This window comes from Streptomyces sp. BK208 (genome assembly GCF_004364245.1).
Lineage (GTDB): Bacteria > Actinomycetota > Actinomycetes > Streptomycetales > Streptomycetaceae > Streptomyces.
Genome location: NZ_SOAV01000014.1, coordinates 231,419 through 246,771 on the forward strand (window position 1 = coordinate 231,419; position 15,353 = coordinate 246,771).

Genomic DNA, 15,353 nt, shown 5'->3' on the forward strand with positions numbered 1-15,353 from the left:
TCGGACAGCTACCCCGTGAGGCCCCGTGAGGCCGCATGTTCTCGGCCAGCTTTCCGCAGCCCGTCCCCTGCCGGTCCGCCGGAGCCCCGCCACCGCACGCGAGAACGGCGCCGGCATGGTGTGGCACCGGTCCCCACGAGGGGAGGGACCGGAGCCAAACCATGCCGACGCGTACGTGTGACGGGCCGCCCGTCGCGGTACGGGACGGCCTCGGTACGGGACGGCCCGGGCATCGGGCCGCGGGAGTCCGCGCCAACAGGTCTCCCGGCAGGGCGGGTTCAGCGTGCCGTTCGCTGGGAAGGCAGGTCGGGAAGGCCTCGCCACCGACCGCCGCTGGAGTAGGCATGAGGATCGTCCTCGACCCCGAGCAGTGCTACGGCTCCGGTGACTGCGTCCACCGGGCCCCGGCCGTCTTCACCAAGGTGGACGGCCTCGGCGCCGTCATACCCGGCCGGGAACACGACGTCGACGCCCCGAGGGTGCGCGAGGCCGCCGAGGGATGCCCGTCCGCCGCGATCACCCTCACCCGCACGGACCCGGAAGGGACACGGGGCTGAGCGGACGGGGACCGGGCCGAGGACCTGCCGGGGGTGAGGCGCGACGCCGGGGCGCCGGTTCACGGCGGCACTCACCGTCTTTCCGGACGGGTACGGCCGCAGGTCACAACTCCCCGCGTGGCCACAGGGGTCCGTACGTGGGGGCCGGCCGGGGGCGTCGCCGTGTCCCTCCGGGCACACACGGCGGCGGCCCGGCTGCTCTGTCGAGCGGCCGGGCCGTTTCTCGCGTGTGGTGCGTACGCAGATCGCCGTTGCGTCAGGGTCGGGGGTGGTGCGGGCCGCTCAGCGCTGGAGCGGGATGGTGTGCTGGGTCCGAGGTCCGGCTGCGGTGTCGTCGCACGGGAGGCCGGTGGTGGTGGCGGTGGCGGCTGCCGCCGCCGCGGAGGCGTCGGCGAGCGGGTGGTGGCGGCAACTGGGTGCCGCGCCGTGGGCCTCGGCGCGGATGCGCTGTTTCATCGTGGGGGGCAGGGAGCCGGTTCGGGTCCGGGCCCTGGGGGCCGCGGCCGCGGGTGCCGCCTGGGGGGAGGCGCTCTCGGTGTTGCTGTGCGTTCCGGTCTGCGGTACGGCGGCGGCGGCCGTCGTCGTGATGAATCCGAGCGCCGTGCACAGCGCGAGGAAGGCGGTGACGACGCTGGTCCACAGCGTCAGGACCTTGTTCCGGGCCATGGCCCCTCACTTTCGGGTTGGGCGATTTGCGTACTTTCCTCATGATGTGTATGCGGATCGCGAAGTGGTGGACCTGGGCCCGTGGCGCGTCGATGTTCAGATGAACACCACCCGAATAGCCGCAAGGGGGTGGAAAGGCTGCCCAGACGGGAGAGAGGCGGGCAAAAGTCACCGCACGTGAGGGTGTGATCACCCTCCGATCAGAATGGTCTCGTCCGCTTCTAGAGGGTTCCGGCGACGGGCAGTTGACCACCGACGCAGGTCACCGATCGGTATCGGCCGGTGTGTATAGTCGGGCGCCAGAGGTCCCCTACGTCAAGGAAAGACGAGGTCGCGCGGTGAAGAAGCTTCTCCTGGTCGCACTGGCCGCCATCGGCGGGCTCCTCGTGTACCGCCAGATCCAGGCGGATCGCGCCGAGCAGGATCTGTGGACGGAGGCGACTGACTCCGTGCCCACGGGTTCGTGAGTACGACCGACATCCGGTCCTGAGCAGACCCCGGCCGTCAAACGGTCGGGGTTTTGTGTTGCCCAGAGAGGGCAGGTCCGCTCGGGGCGGGTGGCGACGGACGAGGCGACTGAGCGACTGAGCCGGTGGACGCGAGGGGTGGCGGGTCATGGGACGGTGGTGTACGGCTCGACGGCGCGCCGGAACGAGGCGGGCGCGGCCGCGGGTGCTCGCCCGGATGACCCTGCTGGGCGCCGTACTGGTCACGACCGCCGCGCTCCCGGCCGCGCTGCTGCCCGGCCCCACGGCGATCGCCGCCGGTGCGGCCGGCCCGGCGCAGGCGGCCGGTGCGGTCGGCGCCGCCGGTGCCGCCGGTGCGGTGGGAGCGGCCGGCGCGGCCGACGGGTACGCCTTCGCCGACGACGCCGTGCGCATCGCCGGCGCGAGTGCCACCGCGGGTGCCGAAACGCTGACGGCGGGGTCCACGTACCGCAGCTCGCTGCCGAGGAACGGCACCCGTTACTACCGCCTCGAACTCGATGCCGCCTCCGACGCCTACGTCTCCGTGACCGCCGTGCCCCGGACCGACGGTGACGTCACCGCCGTGGACGGCGTCCGGGTCTCCGTGCGGGACGCCGAGGGCGGCTCCTGCTCCGTGCGCAGCGCCACCTTCGGCGCCGCGCACAGCCCCCGCCCGGTCACCGCCTGGGGCACCCGCGAGATCGACCCCGCCTCCCGCCGGTGCCAGGAGTCCGGCACCTATTACGTCGGGGTCGAGCGGACCAGGCCCCAGGACTCCCCGCCGGACGACTGGGACCTGGAACTCGGTGTCGCGAGCGAACCCCGCCCGCGCCGGACCGGCGTGACCGAACCACCCGGGTCCTGGGACTCCGCCTCGCCGCAACCCCCGGCCGGTGAGCCGGAGCGCCGGCCGGGCGGCAACGGGTTCGCCCACGCCGCCCTCGTCGGGCAGGGGGCCTGGCGCGACGACATACGGCCCGGGGAGACCCTCTATTACAAGGTGCCGGTCGACTGGGGCCGCCAGGTGTACGCCACCGCCGAACTCGCCGGTTCCGCGGGAGCCTCCGGCTACGCCACCGCCGCCCTGCGGCTGGCCCTGCACAACCCCGTGCGCGCCGAGGTCGACGACGCCGCCAAGAGCTACACCGGCCGCGCGACCACCGTCGGCCTCGCCCCCCTGCCGCCCGTGGCGTACGCCAACCGGTACGCGAGTGAGGCGCAGACCGGCGCGCTGCGGTTCGCCGGTGACTACTACGTGGTCGTCCACCTCGCCGCACAGGTGGCCGACGCCTTCGGCCGGGGCCCGTTCGGACTGACGCTGCGCCTGCGGGTCGGGGGAACGGCGGAGACCGGTCCCGACTACGCGGGGGAGTCCCGGCCGAAGGGGCTCTTCGATGTCTCCGCACAGGACCGGATCGCCGCACCCGGCGGTGGAGCCACGGGAGCCGACGCCGCCTCGGAGGACGACGTCGCCATGAAGGCGGTGGCCGTCGGCGGCATCGGAACCGGCAGCCTGCTCCTCCTCGGGCTGGCGGTGTGGACGGCGGCGGCCCGGCGCAGAACCTAGACCGCCTCCCGCGTCAGATACGGCTCAGCGCCCAGAAACCGACGGCGTAGCAGGCCAGCGCGAGCATCAGCAGCGGCAACACCACCTTCGCCGGGGGGCCGGGCCGACGCCGCCGTCGAGCCCCGCGGTGCTGAGCGTGCGGCGCCGACCGCGGGTTCCGTGCGGTGTACGGGGCGGTGGCGACGTCGGCGTACTGCGGCGCGTGCGGGGTCCGCCCCGGCGCCCGGAGCTCCGGTCCGGCTGTGAACGCGGGGAAAGGCGCGGACGGTTGGGCCGCCGCATCGCCCACCGAAGGCGAGGGCGAGCGCGTGGCCGGGGACGGTGTGACGGTCGGCTGCGGTGGCGGCAGGCGGAAACTCCCGGTGTCCGACGACGAGACGGGGGCGGAAGGCGTCCAGTCCCGGGCGGGAGGCATGCCGGTCGGCGTCGGCGGCGGCAGGGGGGACGGGGTGCCGTCCGGGGGCGCAGACGGCCCCGACGGGATCGGAGACGTGCCGGACGGGATCGGAGACGTGCCGGACGGGATCGGAGACGTGCCGGACGGGATCGGAGACGTGCCGGACGGGATCGGAGACGTGCCGGACGGAGACGTGGACGGCCGGGGAGGCGCGGGCGGTGCGGTGTGCGGGGACGGCCGGGGAGGCGTGTGCGGGGACGGGCCCGGGGCCGTCGGCTGCCGTGGGTCGGTGGCTGCGTCGTCCAGGCCGGACGCCCTCCTGAGCGGCCCCTCGGCGTCGAAACCCGCGGGCAGCGGGCCCACTTGGTCGAAGATCTCGATCAGCTCGTCGTCGGGTCCGGGCTCCGGCAGCAGTTCCACCGCCGCGGCCAGCGCCTTGCGCGCCCCCGTCGCGGTACGGAACCTCGCCACCGGATCCGGCTGCACCAGCGTCGCCACGACCTGCCACAACGGCTCGGGAATCCCCCGCGGTGCGGGCGGCGTGCCGTACTCGGCGAAATGCTGCACGAGCGCCTTGGCGTCCGGCTTCGCCCCCTCCAGCAGATACAGGGCGACCAGACCCACCGCGAACAGGTCCGCCGGGAAGTCCGGCTCCGCGCCCATCATCTGCTCCGGCGCGAGGTAACCCGGTGTCCCCACGACCAGGTTGGTCTCCGTCAGCCGGGGCTCACCCAACCGCATCGCGATGCCGAAGTCGGACAGCCTGAGACGCGGACGGCCCGTCCCCGTCGCTTCGAGGAGCAGGTTGGCGGGCTTGATGTCACGGTGCACCACACCCTCCCCGTGCACCGCGGCCAGGCCCGCGAGGAGCTGGTCGAGCAGCGTGCACACGAAGTCGGGCGGCAGGGGCCCGTAGTCCCCGACCAGATGGACCAGGGAACCGCCCGTGACCAGGTCCATGGTGAACAGGACCTGGTCGTCGTCGGCGGCCCAGCTCGCGGGCGCGAGCACATGGGGATGATCGATGCGCAGCGCCTGCTCGCGGACGAACCGCAGCAGCGAGTGCGCGTCCCGCTGCTGCAGCACCTTCGCGGCCACATAACGCCTGCGCCGGTGGTCCCAGGCGCGCCAGACGGCACCCACCCCGCCCCGGCCGATCGGATCGACCAGCTCGTACCGGCCCGCGAAGACCTCACCCATGGCTGTGCGCCGCTCCTCCCCTGGGACCTGTCGCGCCCTTCCCGCGGGTCCGGCCGCCGACCCCCTCGGCGACCGGACCTGCGGGAATCAGTTCTGGTGGGACTGGTAGTGCGCGACCGCGTCCGAGGTGCGGCCCGCGCCGTACACCCGCAGGAACTCCGCCAGCTCCGGATGCGAGGAGGAGAGGGCGTCCGCCGCGTCGATGATGTCCCCGGCGGCCGCCACCGAGCGCAGCAGCGACTGGATCTCACGGACCACCCGCTTGACCGTGGGCGCGCCCGAACTGGTCGTGGACGTCGTGGTGTTGTTGAGCACCGAGCCCCCCTGCGACTTGCGGATCTCGTCCATGCGCTCCGTCGCCTCGGCCGCGCTCGCACTGCCGTCGGCGACCTGCCCCGCCAGGTCCTGCAGCAGCTGCACCCGCTGCACCACCGCGGGGTTGCCGATCTTCGCCCGCTGGCCGCTCATCAGCTGCGACAGCATCGGCGCGGACAGCCCGAGGACCCCCGCCAGACGAGCCTGGTTGAGACCGAGATCGTCGATAAGCCTGCGGAAGAGCGCCCCCAGCGGCTCCCCGTACCAGTTCCGCTGCAGTTCCCGCGCTCTTGCGGTGGCTTCCTGCTGTGCGGCGTCCATTGCGTCTCCCCATCGCTTCCCCGAAACCGCAGTTCGCTCCAGCGAACCACGCCGAGCATCTTACGGAGCGTGGTCGTTCCCCGGGAGCCCCAATCATTTGTGAGATACGGGGGGCGACCCGGTACTCTTGTCTGCGGCGACCGACGGTCCGCGGGTTCAGGACCGGCGACGCCTCCCGAGGGGCCTTAGCTCAGTTGGTAGAGCGCTGTCTTTGCATGGCAGATGTCAGGGGTTCGACTCCCCTAGGCTCCACCGTGAAGAGCGCCTTCGACCCGCGGAAACGTGCGTCGGAGGCGCTCTGTGCGCTTCAAGGCCGACCAGGCGGACCGCACGGCCCCGCCATCCGGTCCCGGTGGGCGGAGACGTTCCTCACCGTCGTCGCCCTCACCCCGCTCCCGGCGCGGCGCGTTTCGGCCGGGCGATCATCAACAACCGGACGGAAAAGGCCAGTTGACCACGGGAAACGAGGTTTCGGCGGTCGCGGCGTCGCCGGGGCGGGTCCGTGGAAGAGCCCCTCTCGGCGCCCGGGCGGAGCTGTCTGCTCTTGATATCGTCACCCCACAGGGCATCAGCGCCACAGCCCCGCGGGGCGGTGCCACGTGGCTCATCGCCGTCGGAGCCGTCCGTTCGCTGCCGACGAGGTGGAAGGGGTAGACCATGCGGGCGAAGGTACGGGCCGCTCTCGACGCGCTCTATATGAAGCGACTGGTCAGAGAGCTGGAAGGACGCCCACGCCCCCAGCACATCGGCATCATGCTCGACGGCAACCGCCGGTGGGCCAAGATGTCGGGCATAGACGACCCCCGCGAGGGCTACCGGGCCGGCGGCGCCAAGGTGCTGGACTTCCTGCGCTGGTGCGATTCGGCACAGATCGAGCACGTCACCCTGTTCATGCTCTCCGACGACAACCTCCACCGGCCCGAGGAGCAGCTGAACCCCCTCATCGACATCATCGCCGAGGTCGTCGAGCAGTTGGCCGCACCGGGCAATCCCTGGCCCGTCGAGGCTGTCGGCGCCCTGGACCTGCTGCCCGCGGAATCCGCGAGCCGCCTCAAGACCGCCACCGCCTCCACCCAGGACCGCAAGGGCGGCACCAAGGTCGACGTCGCCGTGGGCTACGGCGGCAGGCGCGAGATCGTCGACGCCGTCCGGTCCGCCCTGACCGAGCACAGCTCACAGGGCGGGGACATCGACGAGTTCATCGAGACCTTCACCATGGAGCACATCTCCAAGCACCTGTACTCCAAGACGCGGTCCGAGTCCGACCTCATCATCCGCACCTCCGGCGAGCAGCGGCTCTCCGGATTCCTGCTCTGGCAGTCCGCCTACGCCGAGGTCCACTTCTGTGAGACCTACTGGCCGGACTTCCGTGAGATCGACTTCCTCCGCGCCCTGCGCTCCTACTCGCTGCGCGAACGCCGCTACGGCCGCTGAGCGCCGTTTCACGTGAAACGTCGCTGTGGGGCGGGAGACTCCAGGTCTCCCGCCCCACAGCGATCATCAGGCAGACAGTCGACGCCGTACGGGCGCTGAGGATCAGCGGGGCTCGTCGCCCTCCGCCGCCTCCTCCTGTGCCTGCTTCGCCTGCACCTCAGGATCGAGGACGGCCTCGCCGGTGCCGTCCACCGACGTCAGCGGGCTCGGCTCGGGGACCTCGGTCGCCTCCGGCGGCTCCACCAGCCACTCCGGGTTGGCCTGCTTGTCCCACCACTTCCATGCGGCGAAGGCGCCGCCGGCGAGGACACCCGCCACCGCGAGCACCTTGGCGACACGGCCGGCCCTGGCCCGTCGCTGGTGCTTGCGCGTCAGCTTCTGGATCTCCTTGGCCGTGACCTGACCGCGCAGCGCCGCCAGCGCGGCGAGACCCCGCGCGGTGGCCTCGTCCCGCACGGGGCCGGCCGCGGCCACCGCCTGCTCGATCTTCGGACGTGAGTAGTCGGCCGCCTGCCGAGCGGCCAGACGCGTACGGACGGCGGCCTCCTGGGCGGCCGCGTCCATCTTCGGCGGCACATGCGTACGGGCCTGCTCCAGCCGCGGCGCCACATGCGCGCCGTACTGGAGACGGGCCTGATCTGCGGCCTGCGACACCTTGGGCGCCAGCCGTACGCGCGCCTCCTGTGCATAGTGGGCGGCCCTGTCCTTGGCCGTGTCGGCGTAGGGCGCCACCACTTCCGCGGCGTGCAGCACGCTGTCCTTCGCCGAACCGGTCGCGGCGCGCACGCTGTCGATGCGGGTCACGGGTTCCTCCTCCTCGGTGGCGTACGGTAATTCGACTTTCCACCCTTTTACGGATCATGCCTGGGGACGCACCGCCAGGCATGTGAGAGAGGGCATCCGGGTCACGGGTGGTGCCGCCGAGCCCTCCGGGACAACTGGTGATGAAGTTGCGAACAAGAGCCGATCAACGTCAATAGGGGATGAATACCGGGCAACACGAGCCTGCCCACGACCATGCCACGGATCCGCGTCCCATGCTCGTGACCCAGCGGGATGAACGCCGAACGTGCCCCGACCGTGGGAGGATCGGTCCGCATCGCAGGACGAGGGAAGGCGCACCGTGGCCGAGCAGCTCTACGCCACTCTGAAGACCAGCCGAGGCGACATCGAGATCCGGCTGCTGCCGAACCACGCGCCCGCGACGGTCAGGAACTTCGTCGAGCTGGCCCGCGGTGAACGGGAGTGGACCCACCCGGTCACCGGTGAGAAGACCACGGCCAGGCTCTACGACGGCACCGTCTTCCACCGGGTGCTCAGCGGCTTCATGATCCAGGGCGGCGACCCGCTGGGGAACGGCACCGGAGACCCCGGCTACCAGTTCCCGGACGAGTTCCACCCCGACCTCGCCTTCGACCGGCCCTACCTGCTGGCCATGGCCAACGCCGGTCCCGGTACCAACGGCTCGCAGTTCTTCATCACCGTCTCCCCGACGACCTGGCTGAACCGCAAGCACACGATCTTCGGCGAAGTGACCGACACGGCCAGTCAGAAGGTCGTCGACACCATCGCCGCCACCAGGACCAACCCCCGCACCGAGCGCCCCGTCGACGACATCGTCGTCGAGACGGTCGTCGTCGAGACCCGCGGCGCCTGACGTCCCGCACACCGGGCAGGAACCAAACGTCCCGCCCATCCGTAGAGCAGGGCGGGACGGTGCATCCGCACACACCGCCCGCAGGGACGACCGAGGGGATGCCATGGACCACGCGGCCGGCCGACCGGATGCCCAGAGCCCGCCCGGTTGCTACCGCCATCCCGGCCGCGAGACCGGCATCCGCTGCACCCGCTGCGAGCGCCCCATCTGCACGGACTGCATGGTCAACGCGTCCGTCGGCTTCCACTGCCCCGACTGCGCCGCGGGCCGCACCGGCGGCAGCGGCCCGCCCCCGGCCGCCTCCAGGCCCCGCACCCTCGCGGGCGGCACGGTCGCCGCCGACCCCCACCTGCTCACCAAGGTCCTGATCGGGATCAACGTGGCGGTGTTCATCGCCGTCCAGGCGCTGGGGGACTCCTTCCTCGCCGACATGGTGCTCATCGGCCGCTGGCCCCCGGCCCCCTTCGTCCCTACGGAGGGCGTCGCGGAGGGCGAGTGGTACCGCCTGGTGACCTCGATGTTCACGCACGAGGAGATCTGGCACATCGGCTTCAACATGATCACCCTCTGGTTCCTCGGTGCCCCCTTGGAAGAAGCCCTCGGCAGAGCCCGCTACCTCACGCTCTACCTCGTCTCGGGTCTGGCCGGCAGCGTCTTCGCCTATCTGCTCGCCTCACCCACCACGGCCACCCTCGGAGCCTCCGGCGCGATCTTCGGTCTCTTCGGCGCCACCGCCGCCCTCGCGCGCCGGCGCAACGCCGACATGCGGCCGGTCGTCGTCCTGCTGGCGATCAGTCTGATCTTCACCTTCACCCAGGGGAACGTCTCCTGGCAGGCGCACCTCGGCGGCCTCGCCGCGGGCGTCGTGACCGGCTTCGCCATGCTCCACGCCCCGCGTGAGCGGCGCACGCTCGTGCAGTACGGCACCAGCGCGCTGGTCGTGCTGGTCGTCGTCGGGCTGGCCCTGTTGAGGACCGCGCAGCTCACCTGAGCAGCGGTTGTCCACAGTAGGTGGCCGATCTTGTGCACAGCGTGCGGGAACACATGTGCCCCCTGTCACTGACCAGTGTTTATGCAGGTCAGGCAGGGGGCGAACGTGTTTTCGGACCCGGGGGTCCAGCCGGTACTTCCGTCACACCGGCGTCAATGCCCGGTGGGTTATCCACAGATCGTCTTTCTTTTCCCCATGTGGATAACGCCTGTGGATAACTCCGTGGACAGCCCTGGGCAGAGCTGTGGGAACTACCGCCGGGCTACTTCCACTGGGTCGAGACGCCGAACCCAGCGGCGATGAAACCGAAGCCCACCACGATGTTCCAGTTGCCCAGGGAGTCGATGGGCAGTGAACCGTCGGTGACGTAGAAGACGACGATCCAGGCCAGGCCGATGACGAACATGGCCAGCATGACCGGTGCGACCCAGCCGCGGCTGGTCAGTTTGATATTCGTCGCCTGCTTCGAGGGCGGCGGCGTGTAATCGGCCTTCTTGCGGATACGTGACTTCGGCACGAGGGTCTCTCCTGTCGATGCGCTGCGTGGCCGCGCAGGGAACGGGGGTCGGTCTCGGTGGGGCGGCGTCCATGGGGGACAAGGGGACTCTGAGCGCTCCCCCGGGCGTCCGTTAGCGTAGTCCTTCCGTGGCGCCGAAGGAGATAAGGGTACGTTGAGCAATTCTGCCGACTCCCCCGGAACGGGACCCAGCCCTGCCCGCCGACGCCGTTTCCGGCCCGCGCGGATCCTCACGGCGGCCGTCTTCGCGCTCGCGGGACTTATTTTCTTCACCAGCTTCAATACCGCGAAGGGCACCAATATCCGTACGGACGCCTCTTTGCTCAAGTTGTCCGATCTCATCCACGAACGCAGCCGGGAGAACGGCGATCTGGAGGAGGCCAACGGGACCCTGCGCGAAGAGGTCGAATCGTTCGCCGAGCGCGACGACGGCCGGACGAAGTCGGAGGACGACAAGCTCGCGGCACTGGAGGAGAAGGCCGGTACGCAGAAGCTGAAGGGCAAGGCGATCACCGTCACCCTCGACGACGCCCCGCCGGACGCCACCGCGAAGCTCCCCGGGTACCCGGAGCCGCAGCCCGACTACCTGGTGATCCACCAGCAGGACCTGCAGGCGGTGGTGAACGCGCTGTGGCAGGGGGGCGCCGAGGGCATCAAGGTGATGGACCAGCGGCTGATCTCCACCAGCGCCGTACGCTGCGTCGGCAACACCCTGATCCTGCAGGGCCGCGTCTACTCGCCCCCGTACAAGATCCAGGCGGTCGGTGACCCGGAGCGGCTGAAGAACGCGCTGGCGAAGTCGCCGACGATCCAGAACTACATGGTGTACGTCAACGTGTACGGCCTCGGCTGGAAGGTCGAGGACGACGGGCGGGTGACGCTGCCGGGCTACTCCGGCACGGCGGACCTGCACTACGCCCAGCCTGTGGGCTAGCGCCGTTCCCGTTCCCGCGGCCCGATGCACCGGGCAGGCTCTAGTCTGGTGCGGTACGGCGTGAGTGTGGCGCCGTGGTGCGACGGAAGGGACGGCATGTACGGCTGGATCTGGCGGCATCTGCCGGGGAACGCGTGGGTGAAGGCGCTGCTCTCGCTCATGCTGGCGATGATCGTGGTCTACGTCCTCTTCCAGTACGTCTTCCCCTGGGCCGAACCGCTGCTGCCCTTCAACGATGTGACGGTGGACAACCAGTGAGCGCGCGCATCCTCGTCGTCGACAACTACGACAGCTTCGTCTTCAACCTGGTCCAGTACCTCTACCAACTCGGCGCCGAGTGCGAGGTGCTGCGCAACGACGAGGTGTCGACGGCCCACGCCCAGGACGGCTTCGACGGCGTGCTGCTCTCGCCGGGGCCGGGCACGCCGGAGCAGGCCGGGGTGTGCGTCGAGATGGTGCGGCACTGCGCGGCGACCGGGGTGCCGGTCTTCGGCGTCTGCCTGGGCATGCAGTCGATGCAGGTGGCGTACGGCGGCGTGGTGGACCGGGCTCCGGAGCTGCTGCACGGCAAGACCTCGCCCGTCGAGCACGCGAACCGGGGCGTCTTCGCGGGCCTGCCCTCGCCGTTCACGGCGACCCGGTACCACTCGCTGGCGGCGCAGCCGGCCACGGTGCCGGCGGAGCTGGAGGTGACGGCCCGTACGCCCGACGGGATCGTGATGGGCCTGCGCCACCGGGAACTGCCGGTGGAGGGCGTGCAGTTCCATCCGGAGTCGGTGCTGACCGAGCACGGGCACCGGATGCTGGCCAACTGGCTCGCGGAGTGCGGCGACCGGGACGCGGTGGCGAGGTCGGCGGGGCTCGCCCCGGTGGTGGGCAGGGCCACGGCGTGACCGCGCTGCGCCCCGAGCGCGACTCCGGCACGGCCGGTGACCAGGGATCCTCGTACGGGCGGCCGTACGGGGATTCCGGTGCGTTCGGGGACGGCCGGTACGAGGAGTCCGCGTCCGGGCGGGCCGGGGAGGAGTACCGGCCGCCGGTCGCCGACGACGAGACGGTGGCCCTGCGGATCCCGGAGCCGCCGGAGCGGCGGACGGCCGCCGGGGCGGGGTCGGCGGGGGACGGTCCCGTGGCCGGCGGTCGCGCGGCCCGCAGGAAGGCCGCCAAACGGCGTCACGGGCGTCGTGGGGCTCCCAGGGGGCAGTCGGCGGAGGCGGAGGCCGGGGAGCCCGAGAAGGCGCCCCTGTCGCGCGTGGAGGCGCGTCGGCAGGCGCGTGCGCGCAAGCCGGGCGCCGCGGTGATCGCCAGCCGGGCGATCGGTGAGATCTTCATCACGACCGGTGTGCTGATGCTGCTGTTCGTCACCTACCAGCTGTGGTGGACGAACGTACGGGCGCACGCCCAGGCCGACCGGGCCGCGAGCAACCTCCAGGACGACTGGGCGAACGGAAAGCGCAACCCGGGGACCTTCGAACCGGGCCAGGGCTTCGCACTGCTGCACATCCCCAAGCTCGACGTGGTGGTGCCGATCGCGGAGGGCATCAGCAGCAAGAAGGTGCTGGACCGGGGCATGGTCGGGCACTACGCGGAGGACGGCCTGAAGACGGCCATGCCGGACGCGAAGACCGGCAACTTCGGGCTGGCCGGGCACCGCAACACGCACGGCGAGCCGTTCCGGTACATCAACAAGCTGGAGCCGGGCGACCCGATCGTGGTGGAGACCCAGGACAAGTACTTCGTGTACAAGATGGCGTCGATCCTGCCGGTGACGTCGCCGGGCAACGTCACCGTGCTGGACCCGGTGCCGCGGCAGTCGGGCTTCAAGGGGCCCGGCCGCTACATCACCCTCACCACGTGCACGCCGGAGTTCACCAGCAAGTACCGCATGATCGTCTGGGGCAAAATGGTCGAGGAACGGCCGCGCAGCAAGGGCAAGCCGGATGCGCTCGTCAGTTAAGGGCGGATGACCAGTGGCAGCGACCACCGACACGGAGCAGCAGGAGCAGGCCGGCGAGGACGGCCCGTCGGAGCCCGGGACGGCACGCCGCCGGGGTCCCCGACGGGTGGCCGCGCAGGCGGTGAGCGTCTTCGGTGAACTGCTCATCACCGCGGGCCTGGTGATGGGCCTGTTCGTCGTCTACTCGCTGTGGTGGACGAACGTCGTAGCCGACCGCGCGGCGGACCGGCAGGCGGACAAGGTCCGGGACGACTGGGCCCAGGACCGGGTGGGCCCGGACGGCCCGGGGGCGCTGGACACCAAGGCGGGCATCGGCTTCCTGCACGTCCCGGCGATGGGCGAGGGCGACGTCCTGGTGGAGAAGGGCACGTCGATGAAGGTCCTCAACGACGGCGTGGCCGGCTACTACACCGACCCGGTGAAGGCGACGCTGCCCACCTCGGACAAGAAGGGAAACTTCGCGCTCGCCGCCCACCGCGACGGGCACGGCGCGAGGTTCCACGACATCGACAAGATCGAGAAGGGTGATCCGATCGTCTTCGAGACGAAGGACACCTGGTACGTGTACAAGACCTACGCCGTCCTCCCCGAGACGTCGAAGTTCAACGTCGACGTCCTCGACGGCATCCCCGAGGAGTCCGGCAAGAAGAAGGCCGGCCACTACATCACCCTGACGACCTGCACCCCGGTCTACACGAGCCGCTACCGGTACGTGGTCTGGGGCGAGCTGGTCCGCACGGAGAAGGTGGACGGGGACCGCACCCCGCCGGAGGAACTGCAGTGAGGGGACTGAGTTGCTCGATCGAGGCAACTCAGTCCCTGACATGACGGAGGCCCGAAGCCGCAACTTCCCTTTGCGGCTTCGGGCCTCTTCGCTCGCCTACTGCAAGTCGTTCAGTGGTGCACCGGCACTCCACGCTTCCAGGAGTCCGCGATGCACGGCGGTGATGCCACTCTCGACGGCGATGTTCTGGGCGTCACGTGTGAAGGGGCAGGTAGCCACGAACAGGGCGACTTCGGAGCTGTGCAGGACTTTGGCCGCCCCGATGAACTTCTGAATCTCGGGACTGGTGATGGTCAGGTGAGGTGCGAATCTCTTGCACTGGACGACGATCGTTCGTCCGTCAGCGGTGAGCGCAGTGATGTCGATGCCCCGGTCCCTGCTGCCACCGCGTACGAGGACGTGGGTGCACCCGTCGCGTCGGAGCAGCGTGGCGACATGCTCCTCGAACTCGCGGCCGTTCATGGCGTCCATGGAGGCCATGACACCGGCGAGCGGGCGGTCCTCCCGATGGCCTTCCAGCCGTTGCAGTCGAGCATTGTGCTGGCGGAGCCGCTTTTCGATGCGTTGGACGCCTGTCCGGAGAGCGATGAGCTCTCGTTGGTGATCACTTGATGTTTCGATCAGGGCGTTGAACATCGGCACGACTGTCTTGCCGAGGATGTGGGTGATGCGTTGGTCGATGCGGGCGTCGAGCGCGGAGGCGTCTGTCGGGGCCGGGTTCTCCACAGGCCGTGTGCGGGCCAGGTACTCCATGTTCAGAAGGTAGGTGCGTACCTGGCGGGCGACGTCGCTGTCGCGCAGGAGCATGGCGATGTTGAGTACGGCTCGCCTGGAATAGATGGTGAGGCTTCGGCGGGCCTGTGGATAACTGCCCAGCGAGAGTGACATGTTGTCACTCTCGAATTGCTGCAGGTCAGCGCCTCGGATCACGCACATCCCGCTGGCTTCCAGTTCCTCACGGTGGCGTTTGACCAGCTGCCGAACGGCTTCGGCGGTGACGTGGAAGTACGTCGCCGCCATCGCCGTCGTCACGTGCATGCCGTCCGGCAGCAGGGCCAGTGCCTTCACGCGGTCGAGTACGTCCGTGCGTTCGAGGACGCCGCTGCGGAGAGTCCGCGATTCCAGTAGAGCCGTCTCGTTGATCATCGCCCGGCCTTTCGTCCCTCTTGAGATGATGTGGTCAACCAGACTTAACGAGTTATGACATTTGAAGACACGTTCGATGCTGTTGCTCGCCCGGCTCGAGCGGCTCGCCTGTCTGGGCGGGCTGGCCGCGACGCTTACGCGCTGCTGTTCCTGCTCGGCGCTGTCCATACCGTCATGGCCGTCGTATTGGCGGTTCTGGGCGTGGGGGTGATCGACGGGGGGCGAGGCACGTTGGGGTTCGGGCCCTCCGTGCGGGCGCCATGGGCGCAGCCCCGTACCCGGCTGTCACTGGGCGTCGCCGCTCTGTCGATCGTGCCGTAGGCTTTGCGGCCGTCTAGCTGACCGGGATCCTCTCCGGAGGATTCGACGTCGAGGAGGCATGCGTCCACGGTCACGGTGTCCGCTACAACGACGCCTACCGGGACACGCACGCGGTCGAGTCA

At 70.3% G+C, this 15,353-nt stretch carries 17 protein-coding genes and 1 tRNA gene; 12 read left to right on the forward strand and 6 right to left on the reverse strand.

What is annotated here, in order from left to right:
- The first annotated feature begins 344 nt into the window (after positions 1-344).
- Positions 345-557 carry a ferredoxin gene (locus EV562_RS30185; protein ID WP_133890019.1) on the forward strand — a complete coding sequence of 71 codons (213 nt, stop codon included), beginning with the start codon at positions 345-347 and terminating at the stop codon, positions 555-557.
- Positions 558-839: 282 nt separating this feature from the next.
- Here EV562_RS30185 and EV562_RS30190 read toward each other — a convergent pair whose 3' ends face one another.
- Positions 840-1,223 (reverse strand): DUF6344 domain-containing protein, encoded by a 384-nt coding sequence (locus EV562_RS30190; RefSeq protein ID WP_133890020.1) that lies wholly within the window; start codon positions 1,221-1,223, stop codon positions 840-842.
- Between the two features lie 338 nt (positions 1,224-1,561).
- Here EV562_RS30190 and EV562_RS35780 point away from each other — a divergent pair, with 338 nt between their 5' ends.
- Positions 1,562-1,690, forward strand: coding sequence for a DLW-39 family protein (locus EV562_RS35780; RefSeq protein ID WP_003999697.1), 129 nt, complete (start codon positions 1,562-1,564; stop codon positions 1,688-1,690).
- 217 nt (positions 1,691-1,907) lie between these two features.
- A complete protein-coding gene (locus tag EV562_RS30200; RefSeq protein WP_243860260.1) occupies positions 1,908-3,257 on the forward strand; it encodes a hypothetical protein in 1,350 nt (449 codons plus the stop codon).
- A 13-nt stretch (positions 3,258-3,270) separates the two neighbouring features.
- On the opposite strand, the gene EV562_RS30205 is transcribed toward EV562_RS30200, so the two are convergent.
- A complete protein-coding gene (locus tag EV562_RS30205) occupies positions 3,271-4,854 on the reverse strand; it encodes a serine/threonine-protein kinase (RefSeq protein WP_133890023.1) in 1,584 nt (527 codons plus the stop codon).
- A gap of 87 nt (positions 4,855-4,941) precedes the next feature.
- Positions 4,942-5,490 carry a DNA-binding protein gene (locus EV562_RS30210; RefSeq protein WP_133890024.1) on the reverse strand — a complete coding sequence of 183 codons (549 nt, stop codon included), beginning with the start codon at positions 5,488-5,490 and terminating at the stop codon, positions 4,942-4,944.
- Between the two features lie 179 nt (positions 5,491-5,669).
- Between EV562_RS30210 and EV562_RS30215 the strand changes: the two genes are divergently transcribed.
- A tRNA-Ala gene (locus tag EV562_RS30215) sits at positions 5,670-5,742 on the forward strand.
- Between the two features lie 405 nt (positions 5,743-6,147).
- Positions 6,148-6,924, forward strand: a complete 777-nt coding sequence (locus tag EV562_RS30220; RefSeq protein WP_133890025.1) for an isoprenyl transferase — start codon at positions 6,148-6,150, stop codon at positions 6,922-6,924.
- 102 nt (positions 6,925-7,026) lie between these two features.
- Here EV562_RS30220 and EV562_RS30225 read toward each other — a convergent pair whose 3' ends face one another.
- Entirely contained in the window at positions 7,027-7,728 is a 702-nt protein-coding gene (locus EV562_RS30225) for a DUF5324 family protein (protein WP_133890026.1), read from the reverse strand.
- Between the two features lie 319 nt (positions 7,729-8,047).
- Here EV562_RS30225 and EV562_RS30230 point away from each other — a divergent pair, with 319 nt between their 5' ends.
- Complete coding sequence (locus EV562_RS30230; RefSeq protein WP_133890027.1) at positions 8,048-8,581, forward strand: peptidylprolyl isomerase; 534 nt, start codon at positions 8,048-8,050, stop codon at positions 8,579-8,581.
- A 103-nt stretch (positions 8,582-8,684) separates the two neighbouring features.
- Positions 8,685-9,572, forward strand: coding sequence for a rhomboid family intramembrane serine protease (locus tag EV562_RS30235; protein WP_133890028.1), 888 nt, complete (start codon positions 8,685-8,687; stop codon positions 9,570-9,572).
- 262 nt (positions 9,573-9,834) lie between these two features.
- On the opposite strand, the gene crgA is transcribed toward EV562_RS30235, so the two are convergent.
- Positions 9,835-10,089 carry a cell division protein CrgA gene (gene crgA / locus EV562_RS30240; RefSeq protein ID WP_133890029.1) on the reverse strand — a complete coding sequence of 85 codons (255 nt, stop codon included), beginning with the start codon at positions 10,087-10,089 and terminating at the stop codon, positions 9,835-9,837.
- Between the two features lie 154 nt (positions 10,090-10,243).
- Between crgA and EV562_RS30245 the strand changes: the two genes are divergently transcribed.
- From EV562_RS30245 to EV562_RS30265, 5 genes are all read left to right on the forward strand, one after another.
- On the forward strand, positions 10,244-11,023 hold the full coding sequence (locus tag EV562_RS30245; RefSeq protein WP_166662068.1) for a DUF881 domain-containing protein: 780 nt from the start codon (positions 10,244-10,246) through the stop codon (positions 11,021-11,023).
- Between the two features lie 96 nt (positions 11,024-11,119).
- Positions 11,120-11,281, forward strand: coding sequence for a hypothetical protein (locus tag EV562_RS30250; protein WP_016326682.1), 162 nt, complete (start codon positions 11,120-11,122; stop codon positions 11,279-11,281).
- Positions 11,278-11,916: an aminodeoxychorismate/anthranilate synthase component II gene (locus EV562_RS30255; RefSeq protein ID WP_133890030.1), complete on the forward strand. Its 639-nt coding sequence runs from the start codon at positions 11,278-11,280 to the stop codon at positions 11,914-11,916. Before EV562_RS30250 ends, EV562_RS30255 begins: the two co-directional genes overlap by 4 nt.
- Positions 11,913-12,980 carry a class E sortase gene (locus EV562_RS30260; protein WP_133890031.1) on the forward strand — a complete coding sequence of 356 codons (1,068 nt, stop codon included), beginning with the start codon at positions 11,913-11,915 and terminating at the stop codon, positions 12,978-12,980. The genes EV562_RS30255 and EV562_RS30260 overlap by 4 nt, the downstream gene beginning before the upstream one ends.
- A 13-nt stretch (positions 12,981-12,993) precedes the next feature.
- A complete protein-coding gene (locus EV562_RS30265; RefSeq protein ID WP_133890032.1) occupies positions 12,994-13,764 on the forward strand; it encodes a class E sortase in 771 nt (256 codons plus the stop codon).
- A gap of 96 nt (positions 13,765-13,860) precedes the next feature.
- On the opposite strand, the gene EV562_RS30270 is transcribed toward EV562_RS30265, so the two are convergent.
- A complete protein-coding gene (locus EV562_RS30270) occupies positions 13,861-15,078 on the reverse strand; it encodes a restriction endonuclease (RefSeq protein WP_347877081.1) in 1,218 nt (405 codons plus the stop codon).
- Between the last annotated feature and the right edge of the window lie 275 nt (positions 15,079-15,353).

Excerpts from the sequence above, each read along its gene's own strand:
- EV562_RS30220 (WP_133890025.1), top strand. The coding sequence starts at position 6,148 with ATGCGGGCGAAGGTACGGGCCGCTCTCGACGCGCTCTATATGAAGCGA.
- EV562_RS30235 (WP_133890028.1), top strand. The coding sequence starts at position 8,685 with ATGGACCACGCGGCCGGCCGACCGGATGCCCAGAGCCCGCCCGGTTGC.
- EV562_RS30270 (WP_347877081.1), bottom strand. The coding sequence starts at position 15,078 with ATGGACAGCGCCGAGCAGGAACAGCAGCGCGTAAGCGTCGCGGCCAGC.
- EV562_RS30205 (WP_133890023.1), bottom strand. The coding sequence starts at position 4,854 with ATGGGTGAGGTCTTCGCGGGCCGGTACGAGCTGGTCGATCCGATCGGC.
- EV562_RS30190 (WP_133890020.1), bottom strand. The coding sequence starts at position 1,223 with ATGGCCCGGAACAAGGTCCTGACGCTGTGGACCAGCGTCGTCACCGCC.
- EV562_RS30250 (WP_016326682.1), top strand. The coding sequence starts at position 11,120 with ATGTACGGCTGGATCTGGCGGCATCTGCCGGGGAACGCGTGGGTGAAG.
- EV562_RS30185 (WP_133890019.1), top strand. The coding sequence starts at position 345 with ATGAGGATCGTCCTCGACCCCGAGCAGTGCTACGGCTCCGGTGACTGC.
- EV562_RS30200 (WP_243860260.1), top strand. The coding sequence starts at position 1,908 with ATGACCCTGCTGGGCGCCGTACTGGTCACGACCGCCGCGCTCCCGGCC.
- EV562_RS30210 (WP_133890024.1), bottom strand. The coding sequence starts at position 5,490 with ATGGACGCCGCACAGCAGGAAGCCACCGCAAGAGCGCGGGAACTGCAG.